This is a genomic window from Pseudoalteromonas sp. Of7M-16 (assembly GCF_022347805.1).
Taxonomy (GTDB): Bacteria; Pseudomonadota; Gammaproteobacteria; order Enterobacterales; family Alteromonadaceae; genus Pseudoalteromonas; species Pseudoalteromonas luteoviolacea_F.
The window spans coordinates 100498-116377 of sequence record NZ_JAKRFY010000018.1 but is presented as its reverse complement, the minus strand read 5'-3'; the positions used below and the strand labels follow the sequence as shown (position 1 = coordinate 116377).

The 15880-nt window shown below is 42.5% G+C and carries 16 protein-coding genes; all 16 read right to left on the bottom strand.

Going from position 1 to position 15880, the window contains the following annotated elements; genetic code table 11:
- Nucleotide 1 precedes the first annotated feature (1 nt).
- Genes MHN81_RS18160 through MHN81_RS18085 form a run of 16 tightly spaced genes read right to left on the bottom strand, consistent with a single transcriptional unit; the run spans nt 2 to nt 15880 of the window.
- Complete coding sequence (locus MHN81_RS18160) at nt 2-1465, bottom strand: PfkB family carbohydrate kinase (RefSeq protein ID WP_239426365.1); 1464 nt, start codon at nt 1463-1465, stop codon at nt 2-4.
- Entirely contained in the window at nt 1453-2340 is an 888-nt protein-coding gene (locus MHN81_RS18155; protein ID WP_239426364.1) for a sugar nucleotide-binding protein, read from the bottom strand. Before MHN81_RS18155 ends, MHN81_RS18160 begins: the two co-directional genes overlap by 13 nt.
- Nucleotides 2319-3380: a Gfo/Idh/MocA family oxidoreductase gene (locus MHN81_RS18150; RefSeq protein WP_023401767.1), complete on the bottom strand. Its 1062-nt coding sequence runs from the start codon at nt 3378-3380 to the stop codon at nt 2319-2321. Before MHN81_RS18150 ends, MHN81_RS18155 begins: the two co-directional genes overlap by 22 nt.
- The gene (locus tag MHN81_RS18145) at nt 3361-4653 is read right to left on the bottom strand and encodes a class I SAM-dependent methyltransferase (protein ID WP_239426363.1); all 1293 of its coding nucleotides are present in this window, start codon (nt 4651-4653) and stop codon (nt 3361-3363) included. The genes MHN81_RS18150 and MHN81_RS18145 overlap by 20 nt, the downstream gene beginning before the upstream one ends.
- Nucleotides 4654-4663: 10 nt before the next feature.
- Nucleotides 4664-5872, bottom strand: coding sequence for a DegT/DnrJ/EryC1/StrS family aminotransferase (locus MHN81_RS18140; protein ID WP_239426362.1), 1209 nt, complete (start codon nt 5870-5872; stop codon nt 4664-4666).
- Nucleotides 5865-6368, bottom strand: a complete 504-nt coding sequence (locus MHN81_RS18135) for a WbuC family cupin fold metalloprotein (protein ID WP_023401770.1) — start codon at nt 6366-6368, stop codon at nt 5865-5867. Before MHN81_RS18135 ends, MHN81_RS18140 begins: the two co-directional genes overlap by 8 nt.
- On the bottom strand, nt 6361-7632 hold the full coding sequence (locus tag MHN81_RS18130) for a hypothetical protein (RefSeq protein WP_239426361.1): 1272 nt from the start codon (nt 7630-7632) through the stop codon (nt 6361-6363). Before MHN81_RS18130 ends, MHN81_RS18135 begins: the two co-directional genes overlap by 8 nt.
- Nucleotides 7629-8273 (bottom strand): formyltransferase family protein, encoded by a 645-nt coding sequence (locus MHN81_RS18125; protein ID WP_231105426.1) that lies wholly within the window; start codon nt 8271-8273, stop codon nt 7629-7631. The genes MHN81_RS18130 and MHN81_RS18125 overlap by 4 nt, the downstream gene beginning before the upstream one ends.
- A gap of 54 nt (nt 8274-8327) precedes the next feature.
- Complete coding sequence (locus tag MHN81_RS18120; protein ID WP_239426360.1) at nt 8328-9347, bottom strand: radical SAM protein; 1020 nt, start codon at nt 9345-9347, stop codon at nt 8328-8330.
- A gap of 4 nt (nt 9348-9351) precedes the next feature.
- A complete protein-coding gene (locus MHN81_RS18115; protein WP_239426359.1) occupies nt 9352-10404 on the bottom strand; it encodes a zinc-binding dehydrogenase in 1053 nt (350 codons plus the stop codon).
- Nucleotides 10401-11405 carry an aminoglycoside phosphotransferase family protein gene (locus MHN81_RS18110; RefSeq protein WP_239426358.1) on the bottom strand — a complete coding sequence of 335 codons (1005 nt, stop codon included), beginning with the start codon at nt 11403-11405 and terminating at the stop codon, nt 10401-10403. Before MHN81_RS18110 ends, MHN81_RS18115 begins: the two co-directional genes overlap by 4 nt.
- Complete coding sequence (locus MHN81_RS18105; protein ID WP_023401776.1) at nt 11402-11998, bottom strand: hypothetical protein; 597 nt, start codon at nt 11996-11998, stop codon at nt 11402-11404. Before MHN81_RS18105 ends, MHN81_RS18110 begins: the two co-directional genes overlap by 4 nt.
- Nucleotides 11995-12915: a transketolase C-terminal domain-containing protein gene (locus tag MHN81_RS18100; RefSeq protein WP_239426357.1), complete on the bottom strand. Its 921-nt coding sequence runs from the start codon at nt 12913-12915 to the stop codon at nt 11995-11997. The genes MHN81_RS18105 and MHN81_RS18100 overlap by 4 nt, the downstream gene beginning before the upstream one ends.
- Nucleotides 12915-13715 carry a transketolase gene (locus MHN81_RS18095; protein ID WP_239426356.1) on the bottom strand — a complete coding sequence of 267 codons (801 nt, stop codon included), beginning with the start codon at nt 13713-13715 and terminating at the stop codon, nt 12915-12917. Before MHN81_RS18095 ends, MHN81_RS18100 begins: the two co-directional genes overlap by 1 nt.
- Nucleotides 13715-15181, bottom strand: coding sequence for a GSCFA domain-containing protein (locus MHN81_RS18090; RefSeq protein ID WP_239426355.1), 1467 nt, complete (start codon nt 15179-15181; stop codon nt 13715-13717). Before MHN81_RS18090 ends, MHN81_RS18095 begins: the two co-directional genes overlap by 1 nt.
- Nucleotides 15182-15217: 36 nt before the next feature.
- Nucleotides 15218-15880 carry a class I SAM-dependent methyltransferase gene (locus MHN81_RS18085; protein ID WP_023401780.1) on the bottom strand — a complete coding sequence of 221 codons (663 nt, stop codon included), beginning with the start codon at nt 15878-15880 and terminating at the stop codon, nt 15218-15220.

Sequence of the window (15880 nt, the reverse complement as noted above, 5' to 3'; positions counted from 1 at the left end):
ATTACTTAAATGATTCAGAAATTGCTTGTTCAAGTACGTTGAGAGATAAAGGCGTATTACCTAAAGAGCCGACTTGGCATGCTGCCGCAAGACTGCCAAGATAGAATGCTTCCCAAGGAGATGCATTTACAGACAGCGCTAAGGCACTTGCCGCTAAAAAGCAATCGCCAGCACCGGCTGGATCGATGGCGCTGCGGTTTAAGGCCGGTAATCTGTCATTTTCCCAACTGTTATGCTTATGATCTGGCACGTGAATAAAGATCCCTTCATCACCTAATGTGATAACAAGGTTTTTAGGGCTTGCTCTATTTGTCAGTTTGTTGGCGAGGATCACTAAGCCATCATCTGGGTTATTTAGTGCAACACGTGTTTCTCTTTCAGTTGGGGTGATAAGGTCCATATTATGATAGCGAGAAATATCTCCCACTTGTGAAGATGTTTGGCTGTCTGCCACCACGTTTATGCCATGTTCGTGACACAAGGCTGCAATGGATTCCACCAAGGGCTGCGGTAAAACACCGTAATTAAAATCAGAAAACACCAGTAAATCGACGGAGGAGATCACATCGGTTATTTTTTCGAGAATATCTCTTTGTAGCTCTTTGGCAATTTTGTGCTGTCGTACTTGGTTGACCCTCAGTAACGTTTTATTTGATGCACGATAGCGGGTTTTAAGTGGTGTCGGTCGAGTTGAATCCACAAACAATTGTGCGTCTACTTGATACTTTAAAACCTTTTCTTTGGTGTATTCACCCGCGTCATCATTGCCAATTACAGAGAATAAAGAGACCGACTTGGCGCCTAGTGCTTTAATGTGTCCGGCGGTGATAGCAGCACCGCCTAAAAACTTTTCAGTTTTATTCGGTGTCATCACAATTGTCGGGTCCTCTTGAGACATGCCGACGGCTGTACCCTGAATATATTCGTCGACAATGACTTCGCCAATGACCAATACATTCAATTGTTTAACTTGGTTTAGTGTACTGGCAATGCTGGAGGGCAAGATACTATGACGTTTGGCATATTCTTGCACCTCAGAAAAGTCGAGGTTACTGGCGACACGGTTATTTTTTTTGATGTACTGCTCAGCATTACTTTCAAACTCACCAGAACCAAAAATTAATTTACCGCCATAGACTTTGAGGGCATCAAGTTCTGGGTTTTCCCGGCATTCAAACTCTTTACCTTTGACCACAGCATAGGGTTGAAGTCGTTCTACAATTTTTTCGGCTGTATCGCCAGTTAAAAATGCATGGTCGACGCACTCTAGTGAGTTAACCAACTCTAGACGATGTTGTTCACTGACCCGGCTTTTTACCGCCATTGCATTGTCCGTGTTCACCGCGACTACTAATTGGTCACCACATGCTTTTGCAAAGCTTAAAAGCCGAATATGCCCCGGGTGCAATACGTCAAAATTACCCTGTACCAATACACACTTTTTCGAAGTGGCTATTTGCACCATGAACTCAACCCTTTTTGAATACAGGTCTCAACATTTGTAAAGTCAAAACCATCAAAGATAGAGGAATTGATCATGGTCGTATTGAGAGGCCTTTTACCTGAGCTATCAAGTTCGGAAAACTTAATATCTGTGATACTAGCTGAGTCAATATGCAACGATTTAGCAAGCATATTTGTTAAATCTAATCGGCTAAAAACTTGAGGATTACAAAAGTTATAGGTGCCTTTGTATTGACCTTTAATTAGGTGCTCAATTGCAAACACAATATCTTGGACTGCTGTGGGGTTAAATATCAGATCAGAAGCTGCTTTTACTTCGTTGCCCGATTGCAATTGGCCGACAATGTCATTCAATATGGTGCCATCTTTTCCAGCTTGGCCGATAATTTTCGCAAGTCTTACGATGCAACAATTGCCATGGGTGATCGTCATCAACCTTGCTTCAAGAGCACGCTTTTGCACTCCATACTCAGATACTGGTGCTTCCATATTATCGTCTGTATAAGCACCTGCACGACCAGGAAAGACGTTGTCTGATGAAACAAACACGACCGGTATTTGCCTGTCCGTCAGTGATTGAATAAGTCGCTCTGTCGCACTGACATTAATTTCAAAGCTGGCTTGCGGGTTTGCGTTGATGTAGCCAATATTTGTCAGTGAGGCACAGATAATTGCAACATAGCCGCGATCTTGTTGCAGATTTAAAGTCTCTATATTGCCATCGACCAAATCAAACTCGACTAGCCCCGTTTTCGGGTTTTGGCCAAAAGTACCAATTGTATTTGGATCTTGAGCGTGAAAATGCTCGAATAGATGTCCGCCGAGTAGTCCGCTGGCGCCAAAAATAATCGGTGTTAATTGCTGAGCTTTTTCCATATATCCTCTGCTAATTCAATATCAACCAAAGCCTCTTTGGCACTGATCAAGTTATTGATATTTCCGTTTTGAACACTGTCTATAAATGTAGCTGCTTGATTTTTAAATGCCCAAGACCACTCTACCTGAAAATGGGTGCGCTGAGATACTTCGGCATTTTGTTGCAGCTCAATAGTGGCAGGTACATTGCGCAATAAGGCTGGTGGCAATGTGACTATCAATTGACCTTGTTCGAATATAAATGTGCACCTTTCTTGCCAGTCCTTTTGCTCAACTTCTCCGGTTTCCAGCACTACTAGCTGCTCATTTGCCCGCATAACGCAGACATGTGCTAAAGGCGAAAGGGTATTGAAGTACTCGACGGATGGCTTGGTGCCTAAAAAGTGACGAACGAAGTTCAATAAATGCGAATGGACATTGACATAACGAGCAAATAGCGACTTGTTGTTGTCGCTTAAAAAGCTCGGTGCAAAATTTGCCTCACTGACCATATCTGGTCTGGCCTCATCACCATGGATATAGCCTGCCGCTTTGCAGTAGCTATTCCCCATATAACATTGTGCGCTAACTTGTAAAAGCTTACCGAGTGTATTTTTAACCATCAGCTCATCAAATATGCTTTTGGCTTTTATAACCCCAGCATCACAGCGTTTCATGTAACCCACACAATAGACTAACTGGTGTTGCTCTGCGAGCTGAACTAGAGCGCTCGCTATCTCACTGTTGCCAGCCATAGGCTTTTCACTGAAGACATGCTTGCCAGCCAACAAACAGTCTCGCACTACGTCTGCCGTATGAGCGCGTGCAGTGACAACAACAACCGCATCAATTTGTTCATCTGCCAGTAGCTCTTTATGTGAGCCATAGCGGTTTTCTATGCCGAATTTGTCGGCAACTTGATTCAGTAAGTTAGGGCGCAGATCTGCGATTGCATGCAGCTCGCAATTGTCCAGTTGCGCATAATTTTCAAGATGCGCAATTTGTCCAATAAAGCCTGCACCAATAAAGCCTAAACGAATTTTACGCGATGAAGTTGGCATAATTATCTTTATTAATTAATTGAACGGTTGGCGTTAATGTTAAAAATTGGCCACCATTTTGAAGATAGTCTTCATGCTTACGAACAATCGCTTTGGCATGTATCCAAGCTAAAATAACGGTCAACTCAGGCTGCGTTTCATTAATGGTTTGAGTCGGCTTAACTTGGATTAGATCACCCGGTGTGAAAAGCCCCACTTTTTGTTTGTGATCGTCGTAAACCTCACTAACATCTGAGCCAATTTCGTATTGTGTTAATAACATTGGACCACTGCGTGCCGCACCATAACCTGCTACAACACCGCCTTTGTCTAACGTATTTTGGACGGTTTCACGTACTTGTTGTTTCATTGCGTCAAAGCGAGATACAAATTGTTCCATAGTTGCCAATTCGTGCAGCATTGCCTTGTCTTCAGCTTCTACCATAGCTGCTACAGACGGCTTGATTTCGCGAGGGCCATTTTTGTGCTGGGCAAAGCCAATGATTGATCCGCCCTGAATTGAGACATGCTCTACGTCAAATACTTCTAACCCCTGTGCAGCTAAGAATGCAATCATAGGTTTTAATGAGTGATTGCATAAATGCTCATGGAAGATAGTACCGATAAGCATTTTATCAATGATATCTTTTAGATATGATACTTCAAAAACAAACAGTCCATCTTTATCTAAAACTTTCACAATACCTTTAAGCAAATCAATCATTTCATCTGCGTGCGCAAAGACATTAAATGCAGTTACGAGATCTGCCTGTCCGTACTCGGATTGGATCTGTTGGCCGCGGGCTTCAGTCATTAGATCTGCAATTGTTTCAACGCCTTCACTGGTTGCTTTGGCGGCGATCTCGGTTGCTGGATCTATGCCGAGAACCTTAAATCCTTGCGACTTGAAGCATTTCAAAAATGTACCGTCATTGCTGCCAACATCGATCACAAACTTTTTACTAAACGGACCAAAATTACCAAGTATTTGTTGTGAAACGTCATTAAAATGGTCAATAATCCCCTGAGTTTGACCAGAGTGATAGGTGTAATCTGCCCATAAATATTCAGGGTCAATCACATCTAAAATTTGCACATGACCACAGTTATTGCACATATATAGATCTACGGGGAATAGCGGAGTTTTTACACCTTTAGGGTCAGAGACATATTTTTCTGCAATTGGGGTTGGTGCAAATGGGATCGCCAATGGAATGTCCGTACTCAGGCACAAACGACAATTGTTTCGGTGTTGGTAATGACGGTTGCTTTCTTGTTCTAAACACTGATTCATATTAATTCTCTTACATTTCTTTGCTAAGGTGATCCAGAAAGTAATTTTCGACTTTGATGATTGCGGCAAAAATAGCTTTGGCTGTATCAGTGGTATAATTTTCATTCAAATAAATATTGAATGATCGATCTCTGGCAGATTGGGCATTTGGGGTATGATGAAACTGGGTTAAATACGGTTTTGCCCATGGCCATTGTGAGATCACAAATCTGTAATGTGGATTTAGCTCGACACCTTCGCCAAGCAGCGCATCGCAAAACTGCGTTTTAGTGACGCCGAGATCTTCTAAATAAACGGTCAAGAAAAAGGGTGAAGTTCCCTCGATAAATGGAGGAACAGTACAAAATTTTGACTGTTGCATCATATCAGTTAAGGCTTTGCAGAAGTCAGCGCGATCGCGAATGGTATCGTCTAGTCGCTGCAAAGAAGCGATGCCGATGGCACATGACAACTCATTGGTGTTCCAGTTGAGTGCTGGAAATAAATAGCCTTCAGCATTGCGCTCTTGATACTCAGGATTCTCAAAGTCTTTACCGCGATCGCCATAAGATAGGCACTTGTAGTGCAGTTTTTGATCCAGTGTAAATACCAACCCACCGCTGCCACCCGAAGCCAAGCTTTTGCGGTACATGGTGGAAAGTGCACAAATATCACCAAAAGTACCTAATTTTTTGCCATTGACCTCTGCACCTGGTGATTGTGAGCAGTCTTCTATGAGCTTAATGCCTCTTGCTTTGGCATTTTTGGCGATGGTTTCGATGTCAGCGTTAATGCCCGCGCAATGCACGAGCAGAATGGCACTGGTTTCTGGTGTTAGTACCTTTTCAATTTGTGTCCAGTTGGTGTTTAAACTGTCCGTTGCTGTGTCGGCTAACGACACTTTAAAACCTTGCAAAACAGCTGCATTGAATGAGCCTGGATCCGTGATAGGGGACATCACAATATGACTATTTTTTGGCAGTTCTAGAGCGGCAATTGCGACATATAATGCCGCCGTTCCCGTAGCCACGGCAGTCGTATAGCCACCTCCCATATACTGGTTAAATTTTTCACAATATTCGTGTTCAAATTTACCAAAGTAACCTGGGTCAACGCTTTCACCAGAATAAAATTCAACAGCGTTATTGAGTGCGGTAATTTCATTTTGGCCAAATGCGACACGTTTTGGCATTGCAGATTGTATGGCTGGCTCTCCACCAAATATTGCAAGTTTACTCATTACTTTCCATTTCTTTAAATTGTGAAATTAACTGATTGTAGAGCGAATTAATTGCCGCTTCTGATTGATAATGTACTAGTGATTCGACGTCGTTTTCTTTGTTATAAGGTCCGTGAAACACTTCGTGAAATACGACCCACTCACTCAGCGCGATAGGCAAATGCCATGTTCCACCCTCAAGGCGAAATAAAAACCGCGCATTAGGTGCTAGCACATTAAGCTGTGTCACTTGTCCGCTTTGGTCAAACACACTCATGCCAATTTTCCCTTCAACAATATGAATGGACTCAGATTTGTAGTTTGGGTGGCGGTGCGGTGCAAATCGACTGTCTCTGTGCATGACTAAAAGCATCTCTTGCACGCCAGCCTGATTGTCATGGTGCAGGCAAAATCGCGCACATTTTTGAGGGTGAGTGTGAGCAACCTCTTTGAGATGTGCAATACCAGCTTGGTCAAAAGCAATGGTATTTTGGTCATTGAAAAACACGTTAGTCATGTACAAAATCTTTTTCAAAAGCGTTGAAAGCTGCGGTTATATTCTCGTAATTCTCCTCACCCCAAAAAACACGTTGATTATCATGGTGTCTAAATTCAGGTTGCTGTTCGAAAAAGAATCCGCCTTTCTCCACTGTGACTTTACTGGTCGAGAAATGTTCTTCATTAAATGTTCTAAATACAATAGATGGACAAGGCTTAATAAAGTAAAACATGTACGCCGGGCCAGTGGGGATCGAAAAGTTGAGAAATGCTCTCTGATACAGTGCGACTCTAACCGTTAGGTCCATTGATGCAAGTGGGAATTGCTCTATATGTGATAGTGACTCAGCGATTGGTGTCGTCGCTTGGTATGTATCTCTAATAATAATTGGATAGTATTTGTCAGTATCGAGCTCTGCTAAAAATTTTGACCAACCATCGGCTGAACTATTACGCTGCTCATGCATGTTGTACTCGCGCATGGTGATCGTAATAATTTGTTTGTCAGCACAGTGGTGTTGAATGTAGTTGTCGACCAATCTTTTTGCTGTCGCAGGCGCTTCTAAATGGGCAACATCAACCCCTTTTTGCGTTTGTGCGATGATTTCTGGATAGCCCATCTGTGGCTGAGTATGTTGCAAAGAAAAGTTGCTTGGAAATACGTGTGCGGATTCACCAAGTATACCGCTTAATTCTTCCCTCGCGTTTAAATAGCTGATCCCGGTTGTAGACTTGATACATTGAAAGAGTGGATTCAGGATGTGGTTCACTCGCCAATTTACGTCGTCTTCAGCATGAACTGCATGTAATCGAATACTCTGTTGAAAGTTTCGTTTTGGTACAACAATAAAGTGGATATGCTTTTTACCTAGCTCAATGCGTTTGGCCTCAGCCAATACGGCAAAGTTTGTTGCGTCAAATGTTGCGATGGAACTGCCTAAATCATAGATGGCATATAGGATATCTTCTTTTTGACAAGGGGAAATAAGAAAGTCGCAGGCACTTTCTATTTGGTTGTTCACCATATGGAAAAAGAAAATCTGCTCAATGTGAAAGCCAATTGATAGCAGGGATGCAACAATATCATCAACAAAAATAGAGCAAATAATGACATTGCGGTCTCTATGCTGTGTAAGCTGCTCCAGTGAAAGCACTGGCTGCTCTTCGAAAGCACCACTGCCATCGGTTGTAGCAATAATATTATCGCCAACTAAGTTGTTATAAAGGAGGTCAGTGACTCCGTTGATGCCATATAAAATGACATTGTTCAAATGGGTATTCATAAACAAACACGTTTCTTATATTCTTGAAAAACAAGGTCAAATTGTTGGTTTTGTTCTTCGGGTATGCTTTTTCTACTCAGCGGTGAATTGATATCGACTTCGTTGCAAGCTTGGTTGTTATCCAAATACTGTGCAAAGTTTGCCAAAAGGTCACACTCCATGTCATAGGCGCGAGCGCATAGATCATCATAGCTGTCACTTGCTATCACAGGTACTTCCAATCTTTTAAGTACACGTCCGGCATCAATATGTCGGTTAATTACATGCAAGCTGATACCGACTGGTGCTTGATTCACAATAGACCATTTAAATGCATCAACACCTCTATTTTCAGGCAGAAGGCCAGGGTGGGCATTGATAATGGTATTGCCGTCAATAAAATGTTGAGGAATAATCTTGGCGATCACAGTAATAAAGTAATCGGGCTTTTGTGCGACGCTGTTTACCACAGAAGCTCCTGTTTCATCCCACCCTGGGACTTCAATATAGTCCACACCAGCTTTTTGACAGAACGATTTGATATCTAGTGGAATAATTTGATACGGACGCTCTTCAAAGGCGCGCGCTTGATGCGGCCTATGTTGAAATGGAAATGCAAAAAGTGAAACTTTATAAGATTTTGCCAAAAATTTTTGGATCATTTGATAGGTCTTCAAATGTCCTGTTTGGTAAGTAAAAATGCCAACATGCATTAGTTAATCCACCATTTTTATATTTATTTGTTGGGATTGCTGTTCCCTTTCATGCCGACAATTTTCACGCCAGTTGTTTAGCTTATGGATATCGTTATAGAAAGTATATTCTGTAGAGCGCCTGATCAAGACTTCTCCTACGACTTCTTCGGTGTAATCTGAAGAAGACCAGCGCTCGCATGATTTACAGAATGGCACTTTATCCCATTGACCTGTTTCATGGTAGTGTCTGATTTCGTTAAGTTTATCACCATTCCAAACACCCGATACACCGTCTTCCAGTACATTGCCGACGATCTGGTCTTTGAAACCATCAAGACAGCAAAGTGATACATCGCCATCGGTATGAATTGGCATCGTCGAGTAAATTTCTGGACAGGGCTTACGTTGGCTATGATCTACTGACACATTAGGAAAAGTACCTTCTTCAAAGATCTCACCAATGCGAACAAAATCGACAATGTCGACCCAATAATCAACAAATTCATCAACCTGATGTAGGTTACAATCTTGCTTAGTCAAAGAAACCCCGATCCGCGGTAATGAGTGTTCGCCACGTAGCTCTAACAGAGTAAATAGATTATTTTTGATTTTATCTAGGTTCTTAATGCCTCGAACTTGTTCTAAGACATCCGGTGTCGTGGCATCAACACTCACAGTAATACTATCGACACCAATCTCAATGAGGGCTTTTGACATTTTTTTGTTCATCAACAAGCCATTTGTGTTCATGGATATATTCATATTTCTCATTTTCATACTTTTGAGATGAATGAGTATATCTTTGCTCATCAATGGCTCGCTCCACAGCGTGGGGCCAACAGCGGGGGCTGCTGGCATCGCTTCATCGAGAATTTTCTTGGCGTTTGCCAATGTCATGCTCTTTTTCAGCATCCCTTTTAATTCTGGTGCATCTGGTTGCCCGTGAACAATGCACATCGGACACTTCAAGTTACAATCAGTATACAGATCCATCAATAACCTAGGCGGTAAATGGGGCACCGGAATTTTTTTCTCACTCATAGAATTACCTTTGCGTGACTTTAATCAAAGCTCTGACGATTTTTTTATTGTCGAGATCGTCAATTGCCTCATTGATTTCGTCTAGCGTGTATTCCTTGCTGATCAGAGGCTCTAGGTTTAACCTTCCTTCAAAGTACATATCGGCAAAAAGCGGAATATCTTTATCAGGTTGAGCGCCACCTCCCCAACTTCCTCGGATCGACTTTCCGCGGTGGAATGCATGCGGCTCTAATTGTATTTTTAAGTCGTCACTTGGATGAGATGCAAATATACATTGGCCGCCGCCATCGCGAACGCTTTCAAAAGCCTGCTCAATCGTTTGTGTAGTGCCGCCAGCTTCCAAGCTGTAATCTACACCTTGTTGTTCAGTGAGACGGTATATTTCGGTGACAGGATCAACTTCTAAAGAGTTGATGCAATGTGTCGCACCAAGTTGTTTCGCAAGTGCCAGTTTATCTGGGTTTACATCAATGGCAATTAACTTGGTAGGCTGACTCAATTTCGCCGCTAGTAACGCACTTAAACCTATGCCTCCTAGGCCGAAAACAGCGATGGTCTTATTTGGTTGTGGCTTTAATTCATTAAATACCAATCCTAGGCCTGTTGGCAGAGCGCACCCCAATAGTACTGCGAGTTTTTCGGGAAAGCCCTCTGGTAGTTTTACCAAGCGGTTCTCAGCGACAATGGATTGTTCTGTCAGTGTGGTGGCACTGCCAGAGTTAATTAGGTAGTCTTCATGGGGGTATTTCCCCCCGGGTGCATCGAGTCCTTGGCCTTTGATCCAACCAATAATGACTTTGTCACCTACTGCTACCTTTGTGACACCTTCACCCACCTCGGTGACATGGCCTACGCCCTCATGACCAAGTAAGTGAGGTAAGTATTTGTCCTCACCTCTGCCGCCTTTTACTTCCATTAATTGGGAGTGGCACAATCCACTGTAAAGGATCTCGACGCGTACTTGTCCGGCTGTGAGTGCGGGTACTTTAATATTTGAAATCAATTTTAAAGGTTTGCCGGTTTCAAAAAGCACGGCGGCTTTCATATGTTTTTTCATAGATATTTATCTAAAGTTTTAATCTTTTCAGGTATATGTGCAAAGTAGCGCATACTTTTTTCAAGCTGACTCTGTTTTTTTTGACTGAGCACATCATTGTTTATGTTCAAGCAAGAATTGTTCCATGAAAATCGCCTTCGCTGTTCAATGACAGGAATAAACTCGTTGAGCATGATCAAGCACCACTTCATCAATGTTAGCTCGTAAATTGTGACAAATTCTTGCCTTCGTTGGCTTATTTGTGAAAATACAGCGCTTTGCAAAAAGCGCGTGATATTTTCCAAAGGGACTGGTATTGCAGGCTGAGCAAAAAAATCGCTTAACAGTTTCCAAACAGTGTCACGGCCAGCATACTCAAAATCGATAAAATATATATCAGAGGATGTCTCAATTGCATTGTGAAATCCAAAATCCGAAGGTGAGAGGATTGTTTTTTGCAACGGCTCATGCCAGCTAGGCTCAACAGTCTCGGCGATTTGCCGGGTGCGAGATGCAATGGCTTGAAGCAACGATTGTAACTGATGATTGTCATTTAAGCTCAGTTGAGCAAACCTCTCGAGTCGTTTGTCTATAATGTCAACAAACCCATATAAGGTCGCAGGGCTTTCGCTCGCCACTGGCAGAGATTCATCAAATATTGCCGGAGTATTAATTGCTTCGATAAAGGCTAAGGCTGCATCTATGTGACTCGCCGTTAATTTGGAAATTGTCTGGCCATCAATAAATGAGAATAACGATACCTTCAATTCCTCACTGTACGCAATGGGTTTACCAATATTGCGTATTTCAGCTTTGCATAAGTGGCTCGCAAAGGCGTATTCATTACGCAATTTAGACAGTGAGCGGCTATTGTGCGGTTCAAAGCACTTTAAAAAGAATGGCTCCGTTCCTGAACTGACACGAAAACCTTGATTGTTTGCGCCCCCATTAATCGGGGTAAGCAAAACCTGCTCGTTGTTGACTACTTCCTGTAGCCATTTGAGGATACTGGTCTCAATCATACAATGAGTGCTGGAATTTGTGTCCATGCTTGGGCTTGCAAATGAGGTGATTGACTCACTTTATCGGGTGAGAATAGGATGCCTTTGCACGCAGCGGGAAAATGTTTGTGTAGTAGTATGCTTTCTAAGTCATCAATAAAGAAGTCACATGCTAACGATTCAATTAACATGACCTTCTTATCTTTGGTTTCATTAAAAAAAACTTGTTCCGGATCAAAAGGGGCATTGGGGCAATTGACAAAACCATGTGTTTCAAGCCACCCTTTGGCCGCATCGTGAAAATTGACTTTATCACCAATGATAGGGTACTTGGTTTTGTGTGATATTAATTTTAGTTGATGGCCTTGTGCCTTTAACGCTTTTAAATGGGTGAGGCTCTCAGGGTAAGGCTTGGCATTTGAAATTTCTTTCCCGTAAACAATGCCTTGTAGCTCGGTCCATTTTTTTTCGTTGTCTTGTGAAATGAAATACTGTTTCACCTCCTGTTTGGATTTCCCTGTCTGTTTTGGTATCCACCCGAGATCGAGCGCAACTTGGTAAAATACGCCAGTGTAGTTTGCTATTGTATTATCGAAATCAACGCCAATGATCATAAAACGCCTCGCTCGGTCAGGCTTTTTGAAATAGCGTCGAGCGTTAGCCCTGCTTTTTCTCTTGCATCGTCAGGGCTGTGCACTTGGTCAATAAAATGATCAGGGATCCCGAATCGATGCACCGCTATTTGGTGATTTTGATCGTTAAAATATTCTAGTACCGCGCTGCCCATACCCCCATTTACATTGTGCTCCTCAAGTGTGATCACATGTTTAAAGCGGCTCATACAGCCATTCAAATACTCTTTATCGAGCGGTTTTACTGTATGTAAGCTGACCAGCTCTGGTGAAAGCCCACACTCAGCCAATTTGCCATAAAGCGCTTGTGCTAATGGCATAATCGTACCAGTTGCTATGATCGCGATTTGTTCACCTTGATGCATGACATGTGCTTTGCCAAATTTCAATTCTGGGCGACTTGGGTGAACCTGTGGCTCGTTCTTTTTACCTATCCTAAAATAGCAGGGTTTATTAAGCGCAATTAGCTGTGGCATTAGTATTTCAAGTTCGTCCGCATCTGCAGGGCAGACTATATTCATATTGGGAAGCGAACGCATTAAGGCAATATCTTCAAACGAATGATGGGTTGGTCCCAAATTAGCGTATGACAAACCAGAACCGGTGCCAACGATAATGACAGGCTGATTTTGATAAGCGATATCTATTTTTATTTGTTCAAAGTTTCTGGCAGTGGTAAAAGGAGTAATTGTATAAATAAAAGGTTTGTGCCCCATCATGGCACTGCCAGCTGCCATAGAAGCCATATTCGCTTCGGCAATACCCGCATTTATAGCTCTGTCGGCGGCAAATTCTTTTAGCGGATTGAACAGACGGTTGCCAATATCAGCGTAATACAATAAGAGTCGGCTGTCTTGTTTTGCAAGTTCCGTTAATACTTTGGCGAATGCATTTCTCATCAGACTGATAACTCCTGCTTTGCTTTCTCTACTTCTTCTGCTTTGGGGATTCGATAGTGCCAGTTATTGTCATTTTCCATAAAGGAAATCCCTTTACCTTTCACCGTATCGGCGATAATACAGGTCGGTTTATCGTGCTTGCCTGCTTCTGCAAGAGCGCTGATCAGCGCCGCTATATCATGGCCATCAACTCGAATTGTGTGCCACCCGAAAGCCGACCATTTGTCTTCTAATGGCTCTAAGTGCATGATCTCACAACTTTCACCCGTACCTTGAAGTTTGTTGAAGTCGACAATGGCAACAAGGTTGCTCAATTTTTTCCCCCCGGCAAACATCGCGGCTTCCCAGATAGTTCCTTCGTTCAGTTCACCGTCACCAAGTAGTGTGAAAAAGCGATTTTCTTTCCCACTTAGACGGGTGCTCAGAGCCATACCAGCAGCCAGAGAAAGTGCGTGGCCCAATGAGCCTGATACGGTTTCGACACCGGCAGGCGCGTGAATGCCTGGGTGTTCTTCAAATTGACTATTGGTTTGACCATGCTGATATAGAGACTCTATAGAAAAATAACCTCGATAGGCCAGAGCGGTGTACAACGCACTGGCTGCATGGCCTTTGCCGAGCAAAAAATAATCTCTATCAGGCATTGTCGGTGCCTTTGGATCTATATTCATGATCTCCCAATATAGAGCTACCAAGATATCAACACACGATAGGCAGCTCCCAAGGTGGGGCGTTTTTGTCTTGCTAGAAACATCACACAGTGTATGTCTAATTTGTGATGCGGTTTCGGTGTACTTCATTATATCATTACCTTCGCGCGTAACTTACCTTGCTCTGCAAGTTGGTGTTGCAGGTTGTCATCCAGTACTAAGACAACTTGTTCTTCTATGTGGGTATCAGGAGTTACACTCTCCACAGGGATGCCCCAGAGCTTATCATCTTGGTTGGTGGTAAGAATACGCGTTACATTTTTATTTAACAGCGCTGACGACTTGCACAGCGTATCTAAGTCTTGAGTATTGCCAATCACGCATATGCTTTCGGATTGTAATGCGGCTATCTGTGATATCTTGTCTTTCATCGGATCTGACAAATACGATTCAAGATTTTTCAATTTACGCGCTGTAACAGTCTCTGCGGTGATGGTAGGAAAAGCAATCATCATGCCTCTGAGAACATAACCAGCGAGCTTGTCACACTGCACTGCATCAACATATTTTGAGATGATTGGCAGCTTATCTTCAATGTATTTTTTTGCCTGTTCACTGCTCATTTTCTTTAGACGTGACGGATAGATATCAATCAGAATATCGAGTGTTGTTCTAAAGAAAGCTAATACTTCTCTAAGCTGCTCATCACAAAATGAGTTTAAAAACTTATTAATAACGAAGTTGGGCGTATTTGGCATGTTAACGTGCATCAAATCTTTAACGTCATGGTTAAAGCCCTCGTAATCTCTGAGCTCATCCATAACGATTTCAAATGAAGGGAAATAATGCATGTGCTCGACAGAATTGCTCTCGATCATGGAGTCGATAGCAAGCCTTAGCTTAGCTTTATCAATATTGCTATTTAATAGCCAATTAGTGGCTGCCGTTTTATCTAAATCTAAAATTTCGTTAATGCCAGTAGACAAGTTTGCATTCATCAACCAACCGTACCTCTGTGGAGATACAGTGAGAATAACCTGACAAGATGCATTTAACGCTTTCAATTGCTTTAAGCATGAAGTTAGGTCACTGAGTACTTCTTCATACGGGCTCTTAATGACTTCATATAAATCGGTTGGTAATCCACCACCATGGCATAGCGTCAGGCCTGAAGTTTTCAGTTTTTGATAGGTAGCATTGCCCAAAGTAAGTACAATAAAGTCAGCCTTTTCAATACGCAGCTTCATTTGTTGATTAGAGTTTTTTAGAAACGAACAAAATGACTCAAGGCTTTGGCCGGGCTCTGATACATACCGTGTCGCAACAGATTTAAACTTGCCATCCTCCAGTGGGACGACATAATTTTCTAAATCTTTTGCTGAAGAAGAAAGTTGCTCAAAATATTGTTTAATCGAATTTGGCGAGTAGTGAAAGCTCTCTTCTTCAGAAAAATAAGTGTCAAACCCTAGCCGCCAGAGCCCTCTACTCACTGAGGAGGCAAAACAACTGCCAAACGTGACAAAGCTTTTGTCTAAGTTGTCAATGAGGTTGTAATGAGGCAACGCTAAGTTAAGGCGCTCATGACTTGGGATATTTCCAAGGAGTAAGTTTTGCATGGTCATTCTCCTGCTAGGTATTTGTTGAGTGCGTATTTAAGGTATAAACCAATAAAAGTCGCCAGTGTAGCCGTTGTCTAGGAAAAATTGTTTCCAATCATCAACATGCATAATAGTTTTGGCAGTCAAGGCCCACTCGAGCATGCGCTCTTTTTCTTCATCATTGCGATAGGCATCTACAGTGATGAAGGATTTTCCACGACTCACACGTTCAATTTCCTTTAACGCAAGCGCACATTCTTGCTCGTCTAAGTTGTGGATGGTGTTAATTGACATCACAACGTCAAAACTGTTGTCGTCAAACGGCAGTGATTTTGCATTTCCTTGAGTCAGGATATCCTTCACTTCTTCTTTGGCATTTTCGAGTGCATACTCAGAAATGTCTATACCATGTAGTTTTATCCCTGGGATAAGTTGCTGTAAGTCGTACAACATAAAGCCTTTGGCACAGCCAACATCCAGTAAGCTGGTTTGCTCGCTCAATCCAAAATGTGCTTTTAAGTCAGGAACAACCGGTTGCCAAAAGCGAGAAAAGTAGCTAAAACCACCATAGCCATAAGTGCGGTCGCCATCAAAAAAGTCTTTGCCGTATTGCCTTGCAATTTCCCTGTCAGCTTCGGTGATCACATTCGCTCTGCCCTTAGTGTCTCGTTTTGACTTTGGGTAGTTTTTCAATAGGTCTATTTCTTGTCCTAGCAT

Coding starts and splice junctions, on each gene's coding strand:
- MHN81_RS18100 (WP_239426357.1), bottom strand. CDS start 12,915: ATGAGAAATGCATTCGCCAAAGTATTAACGGAACTTGCAAAACAAGAC.
- MHN81_RS18090 (WP_239426355.1), bottom strand. CDS start 15,181: ATGCAAAACTTACTCCTTGGAAATATCCCAAGTCATGAGCGCCTTAAC.
- MHN81_RS18115 (WP_239426359.1), bottom strand. CDS start 10,404: ATGAAAAAACATATGAAAGCCGCCGTGCTTTTTGAAACCGGCAAACCT.
- MHN81_RS18095 (WP_239426356.1), bottom strand. CDS start 13,715: ATGAAGTACACCGAAACCGCATCACAAATTAGACATACACTGTGTGAT.
- MHN81_RS18155 (WP_239426364.1), bottom strand. CDS start 2,340: ATGGAAAAAGCTCAGCAATTAACACCGATTATTTTTGGCGCCAGCGGA.
- MHN81_RS18160 (WP_239426365.1), bottom strand. CDS start 1,465: ATGGTGCAAATAGCCACTTCGAAAAAGTGTGTATTGGTACAGGGTAAT.
- MHN81_RS18135 (WP_023401770.1), bottom strand. CDS start 6,368: ATGACTAACGTGTTTTTCAATGACCAAAATACCATTGCTTTTGACCAA.
- MHN81_RS18120 (WP_239426360.1), bottom strand. CDS start 9,347: ATGAGTGAGAAAAAAATTCCGGTGCCCCATTTACCGCCTAGGTTATTG.
- MHN81_RS18125 (WP_231105426.1), bottom strand. CDS start 8,273: ATGATCCAAAAATTTTTGGCAAAATCTTATAAAGTTTCACTTTTTGCA.
- MHN81_RS18130 (WP_239426361.1), bottom strand. CDS start 7,632: ATGAATACCCATTTGAACAATGTCATTTTATATGGCATCAACGGAGTC.
- MHN81_RS18085 (WP_023401780.1), bottom strand. CDS start 15,880: ATGCTAGGACAAGAAATAGACCTATTGAAAAACTACCCAAAGTCAAAA.
- MHN81_RS18150 (WP_023401767.1), bottom strand. CDS start 3,380: ATGCCAACTTCATCGCGTAAAATTCGTTTAGGCTTTATTGGTGCAGGC.
- MHN81_RS18110 (WP_239426358.1), bottom strand. CDS start 11,405: ATGATTGAGACCAGTATCCTCAAATGGCTACAGGAAGTAGTCAACAAC.
- MHN81_RS18145 (WP_239426363.1), bottom strand. CDS start 4,653: ATGAATCAGTGTTTAGAACAAGAAAGCAACCGTCATTACCAACACCGA.
- MHN81_RS18105 (WP_023401776.1), bottom strand. CDS start 11,998: ATGATCATTGGCGTTGATTTCGATAATACAATAGCAAACTACACTGGC.
- MHN81_RS18140 (WP_239426362.1), bottom strand. CDS start 5,872: ATGAGTAAACTTGCAATATTTGGTGGAGAGCCAGCCATACAATCTGCA.